General features: G+C 52.4%; 14 protein-coding genes. 10 read left to right on the top strand and 4 right to left on the bottom strand.

Annotation, left to right across the window (positions count from 1 at the left end):
* Positions 1-365 precede the first annotated feature (365 nt).
* The 3 genes from AC6I7T_RS25465 to queF all read right to left on the bottom strand — a co-directional run bounded on the left by AC6I7T_RS25465 (position 366) and on the right by queF (position 2,983).
* Positions 366-1,076 carry a metal-dependent hydrolase gene (locus AC6I7T_RS25465; protein ID WP_497790579.1) on the bottom strand — a complete coding sequence of 237 codons (711 nt, stop codon included), beginning with the start codon at positions 1,074-1,076 and terminating at the stop codon, positions 366-368.
* A gap of 93 nt (positions 1,077-1,169) precedes the next feature.
* Positions 1,170-2,399 carry a spinster family MFS transporter gene (locus AC6I7T_RS25460; protein WP_497790578.1) on the bottom strand — a complete coding sequence of 410 codons (1,230 nt, stop codon included), beginning with the start codon at positions 2,397-2,399 and terminating at the stop codon, positions 1,170-1,172.
* 179 nt (positions 2,400-2,578) lie between these two features.
* On the bottom strand, positions 2,579-2,983 hold the full coding sequence (gene queF / locus AC6I7T_RS25455; RefSeq protein WP_497790577.1) for a preQ(1) synthase: 405 nt from the start codon (positions 2,981-2,983) through the stop codon (positions 2,579-2,581).
* A gap of 287 nt (positions 2,984-3,270) precedes the next feature.
* Here queF and AC6I7T_RS25450 point away from each other — a divergent pair, with 287 nt between their 5' ends.
* From AC6I7T_RS25450 to AC6I7T_RS25405, 10 genes are all read left to right on the top strand, one after another.
* Positions 3,271-4,392, top strand: coding sequence for an efflux RND transporter periplasmic adaptor subunit (locus AC6I7T_RS25450; RefSeq protein ID WP_497790576.1), 1,122 nt, complete (start codon positions 3,271-3,273; stop codon positions 4,390-4,392).
* A gap of 2 nt (positions 4,393-4,394) precedes the next feature.
* A complete protein-coding gene (locus AC6I7T_RS25445) occupies positions 4,395-5,375 on the top strand; it encodes a tetratricopeptide repeat protein (RefSeq protein ID WP_497790575.1) in 981 nt (326 codons plus the stop codon).
* Between the two features lie 121 nt (positions 5,376-5,496).
* A complete protein-coding gene (locus AC6I7T_RS25440) occupies positions 5,497-6,834 on the top strand; it encodes a TolC family protein (protein WP_497790574.1) in 1,338 nt (445 codons plus the stop codon).
* A gap of 116 nt (positions 6,835-6,950) precedes the next feature.
* Entirely contained in the window at positions 6,951-8,429 is a 1,479-nt protein-coding gene (gene hpnJ / locus AC6I7T_RS25435) for a hopanoid biosynthesis associated radical SAM protein HpnJ (protein WP_497790573.1), read from the top strand.
* 93 nt (positions 8,430-8,522) lie between these two features.
* On the top strand, positions 8,523-8,975 hold the full coding sequence (locus AC6I7T_RS25430; protein ID WP_497790572.1) for a DMT family transporter: 453 nt from the start codon (positions 8,523-8,525) through the stop codon (positions 8,973-8,975).
* The gene (locus tag AC6I7T_RS25425) at positions 8,972-9,367 is read left to right on the top strand and encodes an EamA family transporter (RefSeq protein ID WP_497790571.1); all 396 of its coding nucleotides are present in this window, start codon (positions 8,972-8,974) and stop codon (positions 9,365-9,367) included. Before AC6I7T_RS25430 ends, AC6I7T_RS25425 begins: the two co-directional genes overlap by 4 nt.
* A 308-nt stretch (positions 9,368-9,675) precedes the next feature.
* Positions 9,676-11,619 carry a PAS domain S-box protein gene (locus AC6I7T_RS25420; RefSeq protein WP_497790570.1) on the top strand — a complete coding sequence of 648 codons (1,944 nt, stop codon included), beginning with the start codon at positions 9,676-9,678 and terminating at the stop codon, positions 11,617-11,619.
* Between the two features lie 77 nt (positions 11,620-11,696).
* Complete coding sequence (locus AC6I7T_RS25415) at positions 11,697-12,320, top strand: hypothetical protein (protein WP_497790569.1); 624 nt, start codon at positions 11,697-11,699, stop codon at positions 12,318-12,320.
* Between the two features lie 118 nt (positions 12,321-12,438).
* Complete coding sequence (locus AC6I7T_RS25410) at positions 12,439-13,473, top strand: LLM class flavin-dependent oxidoreductase (RefSeq protein ID WP_497790568.1); 1,035 nt, start codon at positions 12,439-12,441, stop codon at positions 13,471-13,473.
* Positions 13,474-13,663: 190 nt separating this feature from the next.
* Positions 13,664-13,996 carry an MmcQ/YjbR family DNA-binding protein gene (locus AC6I7T_RS25405; RefSeq protein WP_497790567.1) on the top strand — a complete coding sequence of 111 codons (333 nt, stop codon included), beginning with the start codon at positions 13,664-13,666 and terminating at the stop codon, positions 13,994-13,996.
* 209 nt (positions 13,997-14,205) lie between these two features.
* On the opposite strand, the gene AC6I7T_RS25400 is transcribed toward AC6I7T_RS25405, so the two are convergent.
* Positions 14,206-15,987, bottom strand: coding sequence for an IS1634 family transposase (locus AC6I7T_RS25400; RefSeq protein ID WP_497790566.1), 1,782 nt, complete (start codon positions 15,985-15,987; stop codon positions 14,206-14,208).
* Between the last annotated feature and the right edge of the window lie 8 nt (positions 15,988-15,995).

The raw sequence follows: 15,995 nt of genomic DNA, 5'->3' as shown, positions 1-15,995 counted from the left end.
AGCAGTGCTATGAGAACAGATGGGAGGACTGTTTAATTCTGGGTTCACTTCAAGTACAGACGCGATTGCAAATAAAAAGTAGTGCAATCGATGCGAAAAAAACTGCGAAGAGCATTACGATTTTGTAATTACTGAAGAGAGGAGGAGAAGCAGTGGCACACCATGCTTTTACTGCCTATCTATTAATAGACGACAACGTTTGATATTGGAGACAACATTTCCAGCGATATGCTCGTCAAAGACGGAAATAGTTTGTGAGTCTATACTTCACAGCACTCTTCGACTTCAACGCAATTTCATCCGCAGAAAACTAGCTATCTCCACGAATGCACCGAAGTGCACTCATGGAGGCAACAACTTTCATGCTAGCGCAACGACTCGCCAGGCTTCAGAGCCTTTATCTCTACATCAAGCCCGCCAGTAAGGGCCGCTAGATCCTCAGGCTTGCCCGTCAACACGGGAAAGGTCCCATGATGGATTGGGATAACAGTCTTCAGCCCAAGATACTTAACTGCCAGAGCCGCCTGTTGCGGCCCCATTGTGTAGTGATCACCGATTGGCAGGAAACCTATATCCGGCTGATACAGCTCACGAATGATCTGCATATCGCCAAAGACCGAAGTATCGCCGGAATGGTAAATCGTCGGCCCGCCCTCGACACGAATAACGAATCCTGCAGGATCTCCGCCATAGAGCACCTGATCTCCATCTTGGATGCATGAGGAGTGTTTCGCCTCAACCATAGTTATGGCGAGATCCTGGAAGTGATAGGTTCCGCCAATATTCATGTCCACTGTCTTCTGGACACCTTTTGAGCCGATCCAACTGGCCAATTCAAAAATGGCAACGACAGTAGAGTCATATTCCTTGGCAACGGAGACGGCATCGGCGATATGGTCAAAGTGCGCATGCGTTAACAGAATTAAATCAATCTTTGCAGGAAGCTTGTAATCTTTGGGGTAGGAAGGGTTCTGCGCCAGAAAGGGATCGATTAGAACCGTGGTCCCCTTTGACGTAGTAATTAATGCCGTGGCGTGTCCCAGCCATGTAAGAACTGTCCCATGCAGATTGCTCATTACGGAGTAACTCCTCCTCAAAGAAACGTTACTTAGAAATGCACCACTTTGAAAAGTGGATACAGATTAAAATCGGGCCGCCCTATCTGCCCGCTACAGGTTGCCTTCCGCCGCTGGCGACTCTTTGAGCAACGGAGCAAATCTGGCTCCGATAAAGAGAATGATGGCAGAAACCATCATTGCCGGTAAGGTCAACCCCAGCCCCATGCGCAGATTGCTCAGGTCAGAGATTCTTCCGATGATCTTCGGGGATGGCGCATCACCCAAAGCATGAATCAGGAAAAGATTCACAGCGATGGCGGTAGCACGCACCGGAGAGGAGACAGAATTCACAATCGCGGCATTCAATGGACCGGTATTCAGAAAGAGACAAAACTCAGCCAGAAAAACGCTTGGCAGCAAAAGCCACGCAGGGCCGAAGAAGGCTAAAGCTCCGAAGGGGACAGTCAAGAGCCCGCTGCAGGCAGAGAGCAGATAGTAAGCGCGATGGTTCGTCTTAAACCAACGCTGAGCCAGCCAGCCCCCAATCCAGGTTCCAAGAATCCCATCGATCACAGTAATTCCCCCCAGCACCAGATTGGCCTGTGCCAGAGAGAAGCCACTGTAGCGAACAAAGAAAGTTGGCATCCAGGCTGCGATCCCGCCCATAGAAAAAACCAAAGTGGCCATCCCCAAGGTAGCGCATAGATATCCGGGATTCTTTGCCAGCCCAAGGAAGGTGGAACGGGAAGCGGTAGAAGCAAGCTGATCCGAACCGCCACGCTTCGGCTCCTTCACGAAGAGGGCCAGGAGCACCGCAACCATCAGGCCGGGAAAGGCAGCGACAAAGAAGGGTGCGCGCCAGCCATAGTGAGTGCCAACCAGACCTCCGGTCAGATAGCCCAAAGCGCTCCCAACAGGAATCGCTAAGTAGAAGACACTGAGGACGCGGTTGCGCTGGTTCTCCGGGTAATAATCCGACAGCAACGACGGAGCAAAGATGCAGAAGCTGGCCTCACCGATCCCGACTATCGCATGGCGAACATAAAGGGTGTGGTAGTCATGAACCCAGGCCGACAGCAGAGTCGCCAGGCTCCAAATCAGAGTACTCACCACTAGCAGCGGCTTGCGGGGGAAGCGGTCGCCCAACCATCCGGTCAACGGAGCCGCAATCATGTAGGTCAGGAAGAAAGCATAGGTCAAAGCACCCATGCGTTCGTCACTTACCCGGAACTCCTTTTGAATCAGCGGTTGCACCCCATTGAGGATGTAACGGTCGAGGTAATTGAGCAGGTTAAGAACTGAGAGCAGAATGAGGGCGTGGAGTGCTGCCGAACGCTTCATCAAGAATCACCGCTTGCTAACAGGTCGAAGAATAATCACTCTTCTGGGAATCTGGTTCAAAGACGTTAACGAATACCCGTGTTCCTTCTTTTCGTGGAACACGGGTCTTGGTCATAATCCTGCTTCCTGCTGCAACCTGTTTTCAGATCATTCAAGTTCAAGAAAACAATGGAGTTGATCTACTTAACTTCGGGCCGCGGCCAATGGGCTTCGACGATTGTCGTGATGCCGCCACGAGGGCGGAAATCTCCGCGCACATGCGCCCAGACCGGATTGCAGGCTTTCACAACATCTTCCAGAATGCGATTCGTGATGTTCTCTTGAAAGATCCCAAGATTACGATAGCTAAAGAGATATTCTTTGTAGGACTTCAATTCCAGGCAGCGTTCGCGCGGCATGTACCGAAGTGTGATCACACCGAAGTCTGGCAGACCCGTCTTTGGGCAGACGGAGGTGAATTCCGGATCGTCAATTACAATTTCGTAGGCCGGAAACTGATTCTGCCACGTCTCGATGGCCGGAAAGGCGAAATCGAGGCCGGCCTTGGCATGTTCGTCTGTATAGCGAGCCGTGGTGTTTGTCATATTTTTCTATTGTACGAAATCGCTCCCCCCTCCCCAGGAAGCGTGAAGGAAAGTTCATCCGCTGATTGGCTATTGGCATCTAAACTACTGATTTCCAAAAGTCTGTCATTTTTTTGACATCAAGTGACTTTGTTTTAAGTCCTATATACTGACTACTCGGTTCTGGAATGACTGAAGTTCGAAAGAAGACACTAAATCACCGTATTCTGTGGCTCGGCGCAGCAGTAGTACTAGTTGCACTTTTTTTCATTATTAGAAATTTCACTCGGGAACGGCTCCCGATCCGTGTGGGTGAAGCGACTCGCTCCAATCTGGTCAGCACCATCAGCACCAACGGTAAGGTCGAGCCGGAGAATGACTTTTCGGCCCATAGCCCGATTGCCGCTACCGTCAAAGCCATCTACGTCCACGAAGGCGACAAGGTCTCTGGCGGACAGCTTTTGATCGCGCTAGACGATACCGAAGCACGCTCCCGGCTGGCTACCGCGATGAGCGGACTGCGGGCCGCCCAGGCCAACTACGATGCAGTCATGAAGGGTGGCACTCAGGAAGAGCGCCTTTCCCTCTCCGCTGATATCAACAAGGCTAAGCTGGACCGCGATCAGGCACAGCGCGACCTCGCAACTCTCAGAAAGTTGCAGCTAAGCGGATCGGCTTCCGCCAGTGAGGTATCGGGAGCGCAGCTCCGACTGCAGAGCGCCGACGACACGCTCGCGTCCCTGTCCAAGCGTCAAACTTCCCGTTTTTCGCCCGAGGACATCACCAGGACCAAGGCAGCCTTGACTGAAGCTCAAGCCGCCTATGCGGCAGCCCAGCAAGTCATCAATCAGTGCAACGTTCATGCCCAGTTCAGCGGAACGGTCTATTCCGTCCCTGTCGGCAAGACGGAGTTTGTCGAACAAGGCAAGGAACTGATCAAGATGGCAGATTTGAACAATGTCCGGGTACGTGCGTATTTCGACGAACCGGAGATTGGAAAGCTGCAGATTGGCCAACCCATTGTCGTTAGCTGGGATGCCAAGCCAGGCAAAGTATGGCGTGGCCATATCGCCCGGGTTCCTTCCACCATCATTACCTACGGCACACGTAATGTCGGCGAGGTGATGGTAGCCGTGGACGACTCGGACGGCATGCTTTTACCAAACACCAATGTAACCGTACGAGTAACAACAGCGCAGGATAACAACATCCTGAGCGTTCCTCGTGAAGCGCTCCATTCCGAGGGCGGGAAAGCCTATGTCTACACGGTCTCCGGCGAAAAGATTCGTCGTACGTCGGTTACGGTGGGAACAACGAATTTGACGCAGGCAGGCATTATCTCCGGACTGAAAGAGAACGATGTCGTAGCACTCGGTACCACCAATGGCACGTCCCTGACAGACGGCGCACCGATAAGGATCGTGAAATAAGCGTGAAGCACCTCGCTGCCAAGCTGTTATTTGCTGTCGTGCTGGGAGGAGCCGCCAATATCGCGTATGCCGAAGGGGCTCCTTCTTTGGATGCGGCTCATGCCGACCTTCAAGCCGGGCGAACCGATGAAGCATTGGGTAAGCTCTGGAGTGCGATCCGGCAGTCTCCTCAGAATGCCCTGGCATACAACCTGCTCTGCCGTGCATACATAACGGAAGACCACTGGGACGAAGCACTAAACGCCTGTCAGAAAGCCGTACAGCTGGAACCGTCCAATAGCGACTATCACATGTGGTTGGGACGGGCTTATGGGGAAAAGGCGGATCGGGTATCTTTTGTCTCCGCCTACTCGCTCGGGAAAAAGGTCCGTTCGGAATTCGAAGCAGCCGTTCAGGCCAATCCGCGTAATTCGGCTGCACTCTCCGATCTGGGAGAGTTCTATGCTGAGGCTCCCTTCCTGGTTGGTGGAGGAGCCGATAAGGCCGAAGGAGTAGCACGCAAGCTCGATGCAATCGATCCGGCTCGCGCCCATGAAATACGCGCACGTATCGCTGAGGCGCAGAAGGACTACGGAAAGGCCGAGAACGAATTCAAAGCCGCGCTTGCCGCGTCTTCTCGACCGGCAAATTATTGGATGACCCTGGGATCGTTTTATCGGCGCAGGCAGAGATGGAACGATATGGTGTCAGCAATCCGCAGTGGCCTTGCTGCCGACAAGGAGCATACAACGGCGTTGCCGAACGGAGCATGGGTTCTGATCCGGGCAAAGCGTGAGCCCCAGCTGGCAATGCAAATGATGGAAACCTATCTGGCCTCCTCGCGGAAGACGGAAGAAGCTCCTGCCTTCGTCATCCATACCGATCTGGCTAAATTGAAAAGGCAACTTGGAGATGCAGCCGGAGCCCAGCGCGAATTAGCAGCAGCTACAGCGCTGGCTAAGGAATACAAACCGGCACAAGAAGGCACGAACACAGGACGTTAGGGCATTTCAGGTTTTGGTGTAGAAGGCGGCAACTAAGGCAATGTTGCGAAAGCAGCCACCCTTCGAGAGATCTCGACGAACACCATAAAAGACCTGAAACGCTCCAGAGGCAATCGATAGAATGTTGTTTTGTGGAGAAACACCCCTGAAGCACCGATTTACAGCACGAAAGCTCTCGCTCGCAGCTCTTTTCTTAAGCTGCACTACATTTTCCTTTGCTCAGGTTTCGTTATCTACGGTTGTCAACCTGGCACTCCGGAACGACAATGCCATCCGGATAGCAGAAGCCGATGTTGAAAAAGCCGGAGGCGGAGTCTCGGAATCGAAGGTTGCTTACGTTCCAAGCTTTGTTCTTGGCTCAGGTCTGGGTTACTCCTACGGCTTCCCTGTTGGACAGCCTTCTATCTATAACGTCACATCGCAAGCTCTGGTATTCAATGCCGGACAGCTGAACTACATCCGTTCTGCCCGCTCTGCTCTGCAGGCTGCTCAGATGGCCCTGAAAAACGCCCGGCAGCAGACGATCCTGGATGCATCGCTTTCTTATATTCAACTCAATAAGACCATTGAGGAACTGAAGGCACTGGACCAGGAGTCTGGTCATGCCCAAAAGCTGGTTTCAATTGAAGAAGAGCGGCTCAATGCAGGCGTGGATAGCCGTACAGCCTTCACGCAAGCACGACTAGTCGCAGCGCAGGTTCGGCTCAAACGGATTCATTTGGAGAGCACGCAGACACAGTTACAGCAGAAGCTTTCCCATATGACAGGCTTGCCGACTGCAGAGATCATTCCAGTCAAGGACAGCATTCCCGAGATGCCGAACTTCGACCTGGCGGTCAATCTGCAAAAGGAAATACCATCCGGCAATGCCAGTGTACTTGCCGCACAGGCTCTGGCCGATTCCAAAAAATATACAGCCAATGGAGATGGTCTACAGAGTCATCGTCCGCAGGTCATCTTTGCAGGCCAGTACAACCGCTATACCAAGTACAACAATTACGACCTCTACTACCGCAATTTCCAACACAACAACTTTGGAATCGGAGTAGATATCTCTTTCCCGATCTTCGATGCTTCTCGAAAGGCCAAAGCCCGGCAATCCGCAGCCGAGGCCTTGAAAGCAAAGGTCCAGGCAGCCCAGGCCGTACAGCAAACGCAGGAAGCAGTTGTAACCCTGCAAACGAGCCTGAGAGAGTTGGGAGCACAGGCTGAAGTTGCTTCCCTCAAGAACGAACTGGCACAAGATCAACTTGCCTCCGTATTAACCCAACTGGAAAATGGCAGCGGTACGCCTTCCAGCCCTCTGACGCCCAAGGATGCCGAGCAAGCTCGCGTTGAGGAGCGTCAACGTTACGAAGACTCGCTGGATGCCGGTTTCGAGCTAGCCAAGGCGCAGCTAAACCTGTTGAAATTACTCGGAACTATCGAAGACTGGGCCAAGATTCAACCGGCACACTAAGCCCGGGGATGAGCTTCCAGGGGCGAAATGCCCCGCTCAACCCTCGAAATACCCATTTTGCTATGCTATTCGGGCTTCCCCGAGTGCCCGAATGATAAACTTGAGGTCGGACAAATATGCCGTTAAAAACGCTATTCCTTAATCCCCCTTCCTTTGAAAAGTTTGACGGAGGGGCAAGCTCCCGTTGGCCTGCAACTCGCGAGATCGAGTCCTATTGGTATCCAGTGTGGTTAACCTATCCGGCTGGAATGCTGGAAGGCTCCCGTTTAGTCGATGCTCCACCACACCATATCTCCGCGCAGGAAACGATTCAGATTTGTAAGGATTACGAGTTCCTCGTGCTTTTCACCAGCACCGTGGGCTGGGAAAGTGATCATAATCTCGCTGCAGCCATTAAAAAGGCGAACCCCTCGCTCAAAATCTGCTTCGTCGGACCTCCGGTTACGACGGATACGGACAAGGCTTTGCGCGAGTGCCCGGCTATCGACTTCATTTGCCGTCGTGAGTTCGACTACTCCGTTGTGGAGTACGCAAATGGCAAGCCTCTAGAAGAGATCCAGGGAATTAGCTACATCAAGGATGGTCAGATCGTTCACAATCCGGACCGACCTCAGGTCGAAAATCTGGATGCCATGCCCTGGGCAACAAAGATGTACAAGCGCGATTTGGACGTTACAAAATACAACGTCCCTTTCCTGCTGCATCCTTATATCGCGCTCTACACCACTCGCGGCTGCCCTGCGCAATGCACCTTCTGCCTGTGGCCTCAGACGCTCAGCGGACATGCCTGGCGACGCCGCTCAACCGACGATGTTGCCGCCGAGTTGGCATGGGCAAAAAAAGAATTCCCGCATGTAAAGGAATTCTTCTTCGACGACGACACCTTCAATATCCAGAAGGCCCGCACCATCGAACTCTGCAACAAGATCAAGCCTCTCGGGCTGACCTGGTCCTGCACCTCGCGCGTCACGACCGACCGCGAAACGTTGAAGGCCATGAAGGAAGCCGGTTGCCGTCTGCTCATCGTGGGCTACGAGTCGGGTGACCCGCAAATCCTCAAGAACATCAAGAAGGGTGCCACAGTCGAGCGCGCTCGTGAATTCACCAAAGACTGCCACGACCTGGGTCTGGTGATTCACGGAGATTTCATCCTCGGCCTGCCGGGTGAAACAAAGGAGTCAATCCGTAACACGATCAACTTCGCAAAGGCTTTGGACATCGAGACAATTCAGGTCTCCATTGCCCACGCCTTCCCGGGAACCGAGTTTTACGAATTTGCCCGCGAGCACGGCTTTATTACCAATAAGGGCGCTATGACGGACGACTTCGGGCATCAGATGGCTCACATCGAATATCCCGGACTTCCGAAGGAGTACGTCCTGGAGATGGTTCACCGCTTCTACGACGAATACTTCTTCCGTCCAAAGGCCGCTGCCCGCGTTATTTGGAAGGCGATCGTCAATCGGGATGTACCGCGCCTCTATCAAGAGGCCAAGTCCTTCCTGAAGCTGAGAGCACAACGCAACAAAATTGTGGCGGACTCCAAGGCTCAGCAATCGCAGAAGAGTACCGGCACCGTCGGCGCCGGAGTCTAGCAGGAACAGTAGATTCAAAGAGAAGGAGCGGTCAGAGTGCTCTGACCGCTCCTTCTCTTTTCCTTATCGGGAGAAGAAAGAATAATAGAAGCAATGACCCGATCCACCATGACATTTCGCCGTTATCTGGTGCTTCTCGTTGTTATTTTCACGACACCGCTTGGCGATTATTTCCTTTCCTTGGGAATGAAGGAAATCGGCCCTGTTTCACTGACACACTTCGCGACTCTTATTACTGCTGTATGGACTCCGAAGATCCTCATTGGAATTGGATTGCTGATCGCTTACTTTGCCAGCTATCTAACTGCCCTTTCCTGGGCAGACCTCACCTACGTTCTTCCCTCGACTGCAATGGGGAATGTAATTGTCGCCCTGCTGGCCAAGTTTTGCCTTCATGAGCCCATCTCGCTGAGCCGCTGGGCAGGAATTCTGCTGATCACGGCTGGGGTAGGTTTTGTCGCACGAGGACCGTCGTATACCGACACCTCGGCAACTTCAAAAATGGCTGTCACGGAAGAAACCGCCGAGGAAGGAGCTTTACGATGACCACTTCTCTTTCCAGTGGATTTCCCGTTGCGGCAATGATTGGAGCCATTATCGTCACAGCTACCGCTGGTGATGTGCTGACTGCCTCGGCAATGCGCCAGATCGGGGATCTGGACATAATCCGCGAGAAGCGCGGACTTTCAGGTGCGATCCTGGCCGTACTTTCCAATCTCCGCTTCTTCTCGGGAGTCTTTTTCCTGGCCTGCAGCTTCTTTTCCCTGCTCTTCGCAGTTAGTCACGCGCCATTGAGCCTGGTCGGACCTGCCTCAGCCTCACTCACATCTGTTACAAATGCTATCGCTGCCAAATTCTTCCTAAAGGAAAATGTGGATCGCCGGCGATGGATTGCCGCCATCCTGGTATGTGTAGGTGTCATTCTGATGGCGCGATAAAATCTGCTCGTCTTATGTAGTGAGCCAATACTACTCAATATGCGCCATTATGCAGATTGCTGATGGCGCAGTATTATTCTTCTCAATATTGCCATTCTAGTTATAATCTTTTCTAATACTACTCCCCAAAGCCGGAAAGGAATATTTCTATTCGTTCTCAAGTTGGAGGCAAACGGGAGGCGCATTTCCGTTTGATCATTTAGTATTCATCCGCAGGAACTCTTGTCCTGTTGTGTATCGACATTCCGCTGCTATGAGAGTTCTAAATTTCAGGTATTTCCGAGGTCGACTCAGTGAGGCTGTTTCCGATGGACGATTCCAACCTGCAAGCTATGGAGTTGTATCCGGAGCCGGAGGCACAAGATCGCTCCGAACAGAATTCACATGAAACGGAAATTAGTCTGCTCCTTGCTCTGCAGGCCGGTTTGTTTGCAGCATGGGCTTACGATCCCGGTGGCAATCGAATCGAGATTACGCCACGTGTTGCCGAGCTCTTTGGATACGAAGATTCCTTGCACGATCTGAATCTGGAGAAGACTCTCGGACAAATTCATCCCGAAGACCGCCCACGTGTTTCTGACCTTGTCGAGGAAGCGCTCAAAACCGGCTGCAATCTCGAATTCGAAATGCGAATCCAAAGGCCTGACGGCTCGCAGCGCTGGATCGCAGTAACGGGCCGTCCACTCACACACAACAACAAGGTTGAACGCCTGGTGGGTTTGCTCACCGACATCTCCGATAGGAAACAAGCCGAGCAGGCACTACAGCAAAGCGAACGACGATTTCGGCGCTTGGTAGAGACAGCCAGTATTGGTATCACCATCAGTGACTTGGATGGAAACATTAGTTATGTAAATCCCAGCCTTCTCAAGTTACTCGGTTACAGCAAGGACGAAGCAGGCATCGGTCAATTAAGAGGAGATGAAATTACTCCCCCGGAATACGCCGAAATCGATCAACGCGCTTATGAACAGTTGCGTACACGCGGAACCTGCCAGCCCTACGAAAAGGTATATCTGGCAAAGGATGGTCGCCAGATCCCTGTGCTTCTCGGTGCCAGCTACATTTCCGAGCAACAGGAAGGTGCTACGGAAGTTGCTTCTTTCATCACTGATCTCACGCAACTCAAACAAGCTGAGTCTGCTCTGGAGAGAATTAGAAGCGCAATTCAACGCCAGTGGGCAGAACTGGAAACCATCTACAGAACGGCCCCAGTGGGGCTCGCGCTCTTCAGCCTTGATGAATTCCGCTATGTGAGGGTAAACGATACGCAGGCAGGTATCATCGGACTGCCAGCGGATCAGATCATCGGCCATCGCTTTCGAGAGATTGCGCCGGACCTCGTCAAGGTCGTCGAGCCGCTATTTCGCAGAGTGGCAAAGGGAGAGGCAATCAGAAATTTCGCTCTGGAAGGCGAACTCCCGGGCCAGCCAGGAGTTCATCGTTATTGGACTGTCAGCTATTCTCCCATCTTCAATAGCGAGGGAGTTGTTCAGGCCATCAGCGCGGTTGTCTTTGAAACTACGGCGCAGAAGAGAGCGGAGCAGGCTCTAATACAGGGCGAAAAGCTGGCTGCTGTCGGCCGCCTTGCTAGTTCCATTTCTCATGAAATTAATAATCCGCTGGAAGCAGTAACCAATCTGATTTACATCGCGACAGCATTACCTGGAGTACCAGACCAGGCGCGCGAGTTGTTACAACTGGCAGACAAGGAATTGTCCCGAGTCTCGCAAATAGCCTCGCAGACACTACGTTTTCATCGCCAATCGACAAGACCCACCTGGGTAACGCCTACAGAGCTGCTGAAGCCAATCATTGCCGTTTATCAAGGACGCTTAGCAAATTCAGGAATCACGCTTAGAGAGGAACACGAATCAGTGGAGCCTATTCTCTGCCTGGAAAACGATATTCGGCAGGTTTTGAATAATCTCATCAGCAACGCTCTGGACGCGACAAAAACCGGTGGCGCTGTCCTGGTTCGCAGTCACGAAGCAACCGAATGGGGCACATCCCGTAGTGGAATAAGAATCACCGTGGGAGATACCGGATGTGGAATTACCAAGGAAGCCAAACGGCAGATCTTCGATGCCTTCTTCACGACCAAGGGCATTCACGGAACAGGCCTCGGTCTTTGGATCTCTAAAGGCATCGTTGAAAAACATCGTGGCCGGTTGCAAGTTCATAGCTCCACACAACCGGGAAATTCGGGATCAGTGTTTTCACTCTTCCTGCCACGACTGAGGGAAGACTAAGGGACACACAGTGGCCTTGCTCTGTAACGAAGAGACTTCATAGCCGTAAATCCAAATTGCGCGGAGGAGATCAGTCCATGGGCAGTGAGCTTTTGTGCAAAGCGGAATGCGATGGCAAAGTGCTTGAAGGTAAAGCGCTCCTTGAATCTGAAGAACTTCTCTTTCGTCCAATAAAAACAGGCAAGCAAAAAGAGCGTATTCGGCTCTTACGTTCGGAGATTCACCAGATTGAGACCGCCGATGATTGGCTGGTTGTCAAAACTCAGATCGAGTCTCCGAAAGAATTGCGACTCTGCCTGGGGAAGAAGGAGGCTGAGAAGTGGAAGCTAAAGCTACTTCAGCCCAAAAGCCTGCTTGATAAACTTGGCATTCATACTGGCGTTTCTATCTATTGCCAGGGACTGTCCAAAGCCTTTGTAGAGGAGGCTTTGCAGTCTGGCGCCATACGAGTCAAGAACGGTGCTGACGCCAGGCTTCTGTTCTTCCTGGCTGATTCCGTAAGTACGCTCAAAGAAGTTCCTGGACTCCGCCTCGTCATGGCGAAAGACGCTGGCTTATGGGTGATCTATCCCAAAGGGATTACAGCGATCCGGGAAGCCGATGTAAGAAAAGCGGGACTGGATGCAGGACTAAAGGACATTAAAGTCTGTCGTTTCTCCGAAACACATACGGCACTGAAATTCGTTATTCCCCGAAGCTGAATCTCCACCAGGCTTATGGCTCTTGCGAGGGCCGTCTTTGCCATGAAACAAAATCTAGCTGACTTCTACCCTCCAACATCCAAATTAGGTGTTCGGCTTTTCACAAGGGAGCAGCATAGTGCAACAGCAGACCAGACTTGAGCGTACCCCCCTCTCTATTCTCGATCTCGCCTTTGTTCGTCAGGGCGGCACGGCTTCGGAATCTTTCCGCAATACCCTCGAATTAGCACAGCATGCAGAGCAATGGGGATACAAGCGGTTCTGGCTTGCAGAACATCACAACATCCCTGGTGTTGCCAGTTCCGCAACATCGGTTCTCATTGGATATGTTGCTGGTGGGACATCGACAATCCGTGTTGGATCAGGTGGCATTATGCTGCCCAACCACGCTCCGCTTGTTATCGCGGAGCAGTTCGGGACTCTCGAAGCACTTTATCCTGGGCGCATAGATCTGGGCTTGGGGCGGGCACCAGGAGGAGATCAGGCAGCGGCACAAGCATTGCGTCGAACTCTTCGGATAGATCCAGATGAGGAATTTCCTGCTCTGCTTGCGGAACTTCGTGGATTTCTCAGCCCTGCCCGTCCGGAGCAGTTGGTCTCGGCCTTTCCGGGAGCAGGCTCGAACATCCCTATCTGGCTACTTGGATCAAGCGGCTTTAGTGCGCATCTCGCTGGTAAGCTGGGACTTCCCTTCTCTTTTGCCAGCCACTTCCAACCCGATAATCTGCTTCCAGCTCTGGAGATATATCGCGACAGCTTTCATCCCTCCAAAATACTGAAAGAGCCCTATGCCATGGCAGGTGTTCCCCTTATCGCAGCAGATACCGACAAACAGGCCCGCCATTTGGCTACAACCGCGCAATTAGGATTTCTGAACCTGATCCGCAATCATCCCAGACCGCTCATGCCACCAGTAGAGAAATTGGACTGGACACCTCAAGAAGAAGCTCTGGTCACAAGCAGATTTCGAGCGGCTATTGTCGGAGATCCCGAAACCGTCCGGCAGCAGATGGAGGATTTCATCAAGAAGACAGAGGTTCAGGAACTTATCCTGACGACAAATGTCTACGATTACCGTGACAGGCTACGCTCATTCGAAATCGTCGCAGAGCTTACGGGGAAATTATCAACAGATACCCACGTTCAGAGCTGATTGAATTTGGCAGGCAGTTGAGACTTCAATCTATCTCTAGTTTGGGCAAACGTGATTTCCTGATAAGAGCAGCCCTTAACTGCCGGATGGCATTGATTCTCTTGCTGCATTCGTGATCTTTCATGCATCATATGAGCTTTCTCAATGTAAGAAGAAATAGAATGAAAGAAACACTTCAGTGGGAAAATCGATGACAGCAGAAGACTTTAGACGAATCGCCCTCAGTATGCCGGAAGCTACCGCAGCCGCGCATCAAGGGCATCCGGAGTTCCGTATAGCCGGCAAAATATTCGCAAACCTATCTCTTGAAGAAGAAGGATACGGAGTATTGTTCCTGGATGAAAACCAGCAGTCCGAATTACTAAAGACCGCTCCGGAGATTTTCTCTCCTCTTCCTGGAGGCCTGGGCCGAAAAGGTTCAACACGGGTGCTCCTCGCGTCCATTACACAGAAAACGCTGGAAGAAGCCATGCGTAGTGCCTGGAAGAAGCGGGCTCCCAAGGAGTTAATCGGACGAGCTTAGGTCATCTTCGACGAGCTACGAAAACCACTTTAGCTCGCTTTGCCTGTTCAGATAGGAAACCCCGGAGGCTCGCAAGTCCTCCGGCTACCGATATCGCCATTAGAATTGAACCTTGGGAATCGGACAGTTCAGGCTTTGTTGTAGGGACCATGCTAGCCCAAGTTCGTCACGAGAAGGGATGAAAGAGGGTTAAGTTCTTTAAGATCAGTCTAGGCAAGAGCAAAGTCTGCACTACATTCGCGATCAAAATGTAACCGGTCAGGGACGGTGATAGCCAGTTGACGAAAGAGCATTTGCAGTTCTGGAGTTGGTTGGGTGACACGGCGCAGGCGGATCTGACGACCATCTGTGGTTGGCAGAACGATATCGCCGCTATGCAGGGTTGAGGCCAGAGCGAGAGCTTGTGCCGGAGATAGAGTCGAGCCATGCGCTTTAAGCAGATGTTTCAGTGTGACCCACAGGGCATAGCCTAAGAAAGCGACCAGGACATGGGCCTTGGTACGCGGCTCCAGTTGATGATAAATAGGCCGTATCGATAGTTCGCTTTTCAGAGCGCGAAATACTGCTTCGGCCTCCGTTAGCTGGATGTAGCTTTTCCATAGTTGCTCCGGATCCGAGGCGGGTAAGTTGGTGCGCAGCAAATAAGCGCCTTCGCGCGCTTGTTGCCAAGCGCGACGTTGCGGATCAAGTTCCCACTGCAACTCCAGCTTGCCTGCTTCTGCGAGAACCTGGATGCGGTAAAGATCGGCCACTTGCGGGTGGCGTGCCTGGATACTGCCTAAATGGCGTTCAATTTTATTGCGATCCGTAAGCTTGCCCGTAGCGATACGTTTTTGTAACCCTGTCAGAGCTTTTTCCATGCGCAGGGAAAAACGGCTGCGGATAGCCTTCTCTTTTTGTTGTCGCGCCATGGAACGGCAGAGGATAAAAGTTTCCTGGTTTTCGCCGACAGGCAGCAGTTTGACCTCGACATCCTCACGCACCTTGGTCCAGTCTTGGGCTAAGAGTGCTTGCTCGAACTGCTTCAGCTTGCTACGTGGCGTGCCCACCAAATACTGGCCGTGATGGCGGCGTAGCATCTGCAGATTTTCTTCACTGATGATGCCGCGATCAAAGACCCATACCCGCCGCGCCTTGCCGTATTTGCGCTCCACCATGCGCACCACCGCTTCCAGACTGCTAACATCGGCGCGGTTGCCGTTGAAGGTTTCATAGCTGAGAGGAAAACCCTCGGTATTGACCACCAGGGCAATGACCAGCTGCTTGCAATCAGGCCGATGATCTCGCGAATAGCCGCGCTGCATCATCGGATTTCGCTCTGCCGCGCCTTCCACATAGCTGCTGGTTAAGTCATAGAGCAAGATATCGAATTCAGCAGAAAACAGTTCTCCGTAGCGTTGTCGCAGATGCTGTTCCAACTTCCCTTTGTACGGCAAGAGCCGATCCAGACAACGATACAAACGGGTGTCATTGATCTTGTCGGCTTCGATCTGCAGCAGGTCATCCAAGGCGGTGGAGGGAAACCAGCGTTGTTCTATGGCTAACTCACTGCCGGGAGCACACAGCCGATTGATGGCCAGCAGGGCTGCAACTTTCGACCAGGGGATCTCTACCTGCTCTTCGTTTCGATCCACCGTCGTAGCAAAGAAATCATCCAGCTCTAAGCGCCGCCACAATTCCAACCCTAAGAAACACTCCCCAAAGCGCCGCGTCCGCTCCAAACGAACCTGATCGACTCGCACCGCTACAACTTGTTCGCCTTCTCCTGCGGGAGCTTGATCGGCAGCGAATAACTGCAGCTGACGACTTTCTCCTTGCTCGTTGAAAACCTCGATGGTCTTTAACCACCGGGTCTGCGCCAAGCCATTCAGTTCGCCTAAATAGCAAAGCGTGCGCTGCCGTGGCCCACTCGCCGTGCGTATCGTCTCCACCAGGGACCAATAGGTATGTGCCTTGCCGTCTTTGCTTCGTTGATGGGCGCGCAAAAACATCCTGCGCG

This window comes from Humiphilus diazotrophicus, assembly GCF_059726315.1.
Note: the sequence above shows the minus strand (reverse complement) of the source record. Positions and strands in the feature narration are given on the sequence as shown.

What these genes read in the sequence shown, in the direction of transcription:
- AC6I7T_RS25430 (WP_497790572.1), top strand. Translation starts at nt 8,523, where the DNA reads ATGACCCGATCCACCATGACATTTCGCCGTTATCTGGTGCTTCTCGTT.
- AC6I7T_RS25405 (WP_497790567.1), top strand. Translation starts at nt 13,664, where the DNA reads ATGACAGCAGAAGACTTTAGACGAATCGCCCTCAGTATGCCGGAAGCT.
- AC6I7T_RS25420 (WP_497790570.1), top strand. Translation starts at nt 9,676, where the DNA reads ATGGACGATTCCAACCTGCAAGCTATGGAGTTGTATCCGGAGCCGGAG.
- AC6I7T_RS25465 (WP_497790579.1), bottom strand. Translation starts at nt 1,076, where the DNA reads ATGAGCAATCTGCATGGGACAGTTCTTACATGGCTGGGACACGCCACG.
- queF (WP_497790577.1), bottom strand. Translation starts at nt 2,983, where the DNA reads ATGACAAACACCACGGCTCGCTATACAGACGAACATGCCAAGGCCGGC.
- AC6I7T_RS25440 (WP_497790574.1), top strand. Translation starts at nt 5,497, where the DNA reads ATGTTGTTTTGTGGAGAAACACCCCTGAAGCACCGATTTACAGCACGA.
- AC6I7T_RS25460 (WP_497790578.1), bottom strand. Translation starts at nt 2,399, where the DNA reads ATGAAGCGTTCGGCAGCACTCCACGCCCTCATTCTGCTCTCAGTTCTT.
- hpnJ (WP_497790573.1), top strand. Translation starts at nt 6,951, where the DNA reads ATGCCGTTAAAAACGCTATTCCTTAATCCCCCTTCCTTTGAAAAGTTT.
- AC6I7T_RS25415 (WP_497790569.1), top strand. Translation starts at nt 11,697, where the DNA reads ATGGGCAGTGAGCTTTTGTGCAAAGCGGAATGCGATGGCAAAGTGCTT.
- AC6I7T_RS25400 (WP_497790566.1), bottom strand. Translation starts at nt 15,987, where the DNA reads ATGTTTTTGCGCGCCCATCAACGAAGCAAAGACGGCAAGGCACATACC.
- AC6I7T_RS25425 (WP_497790571.1), top strand. Translation starts at nt 8,972, where the DNA reads ATGACCACTTCTCTTTCCAGTGGATTTCCCGTTGCGGCAATGATTGGA.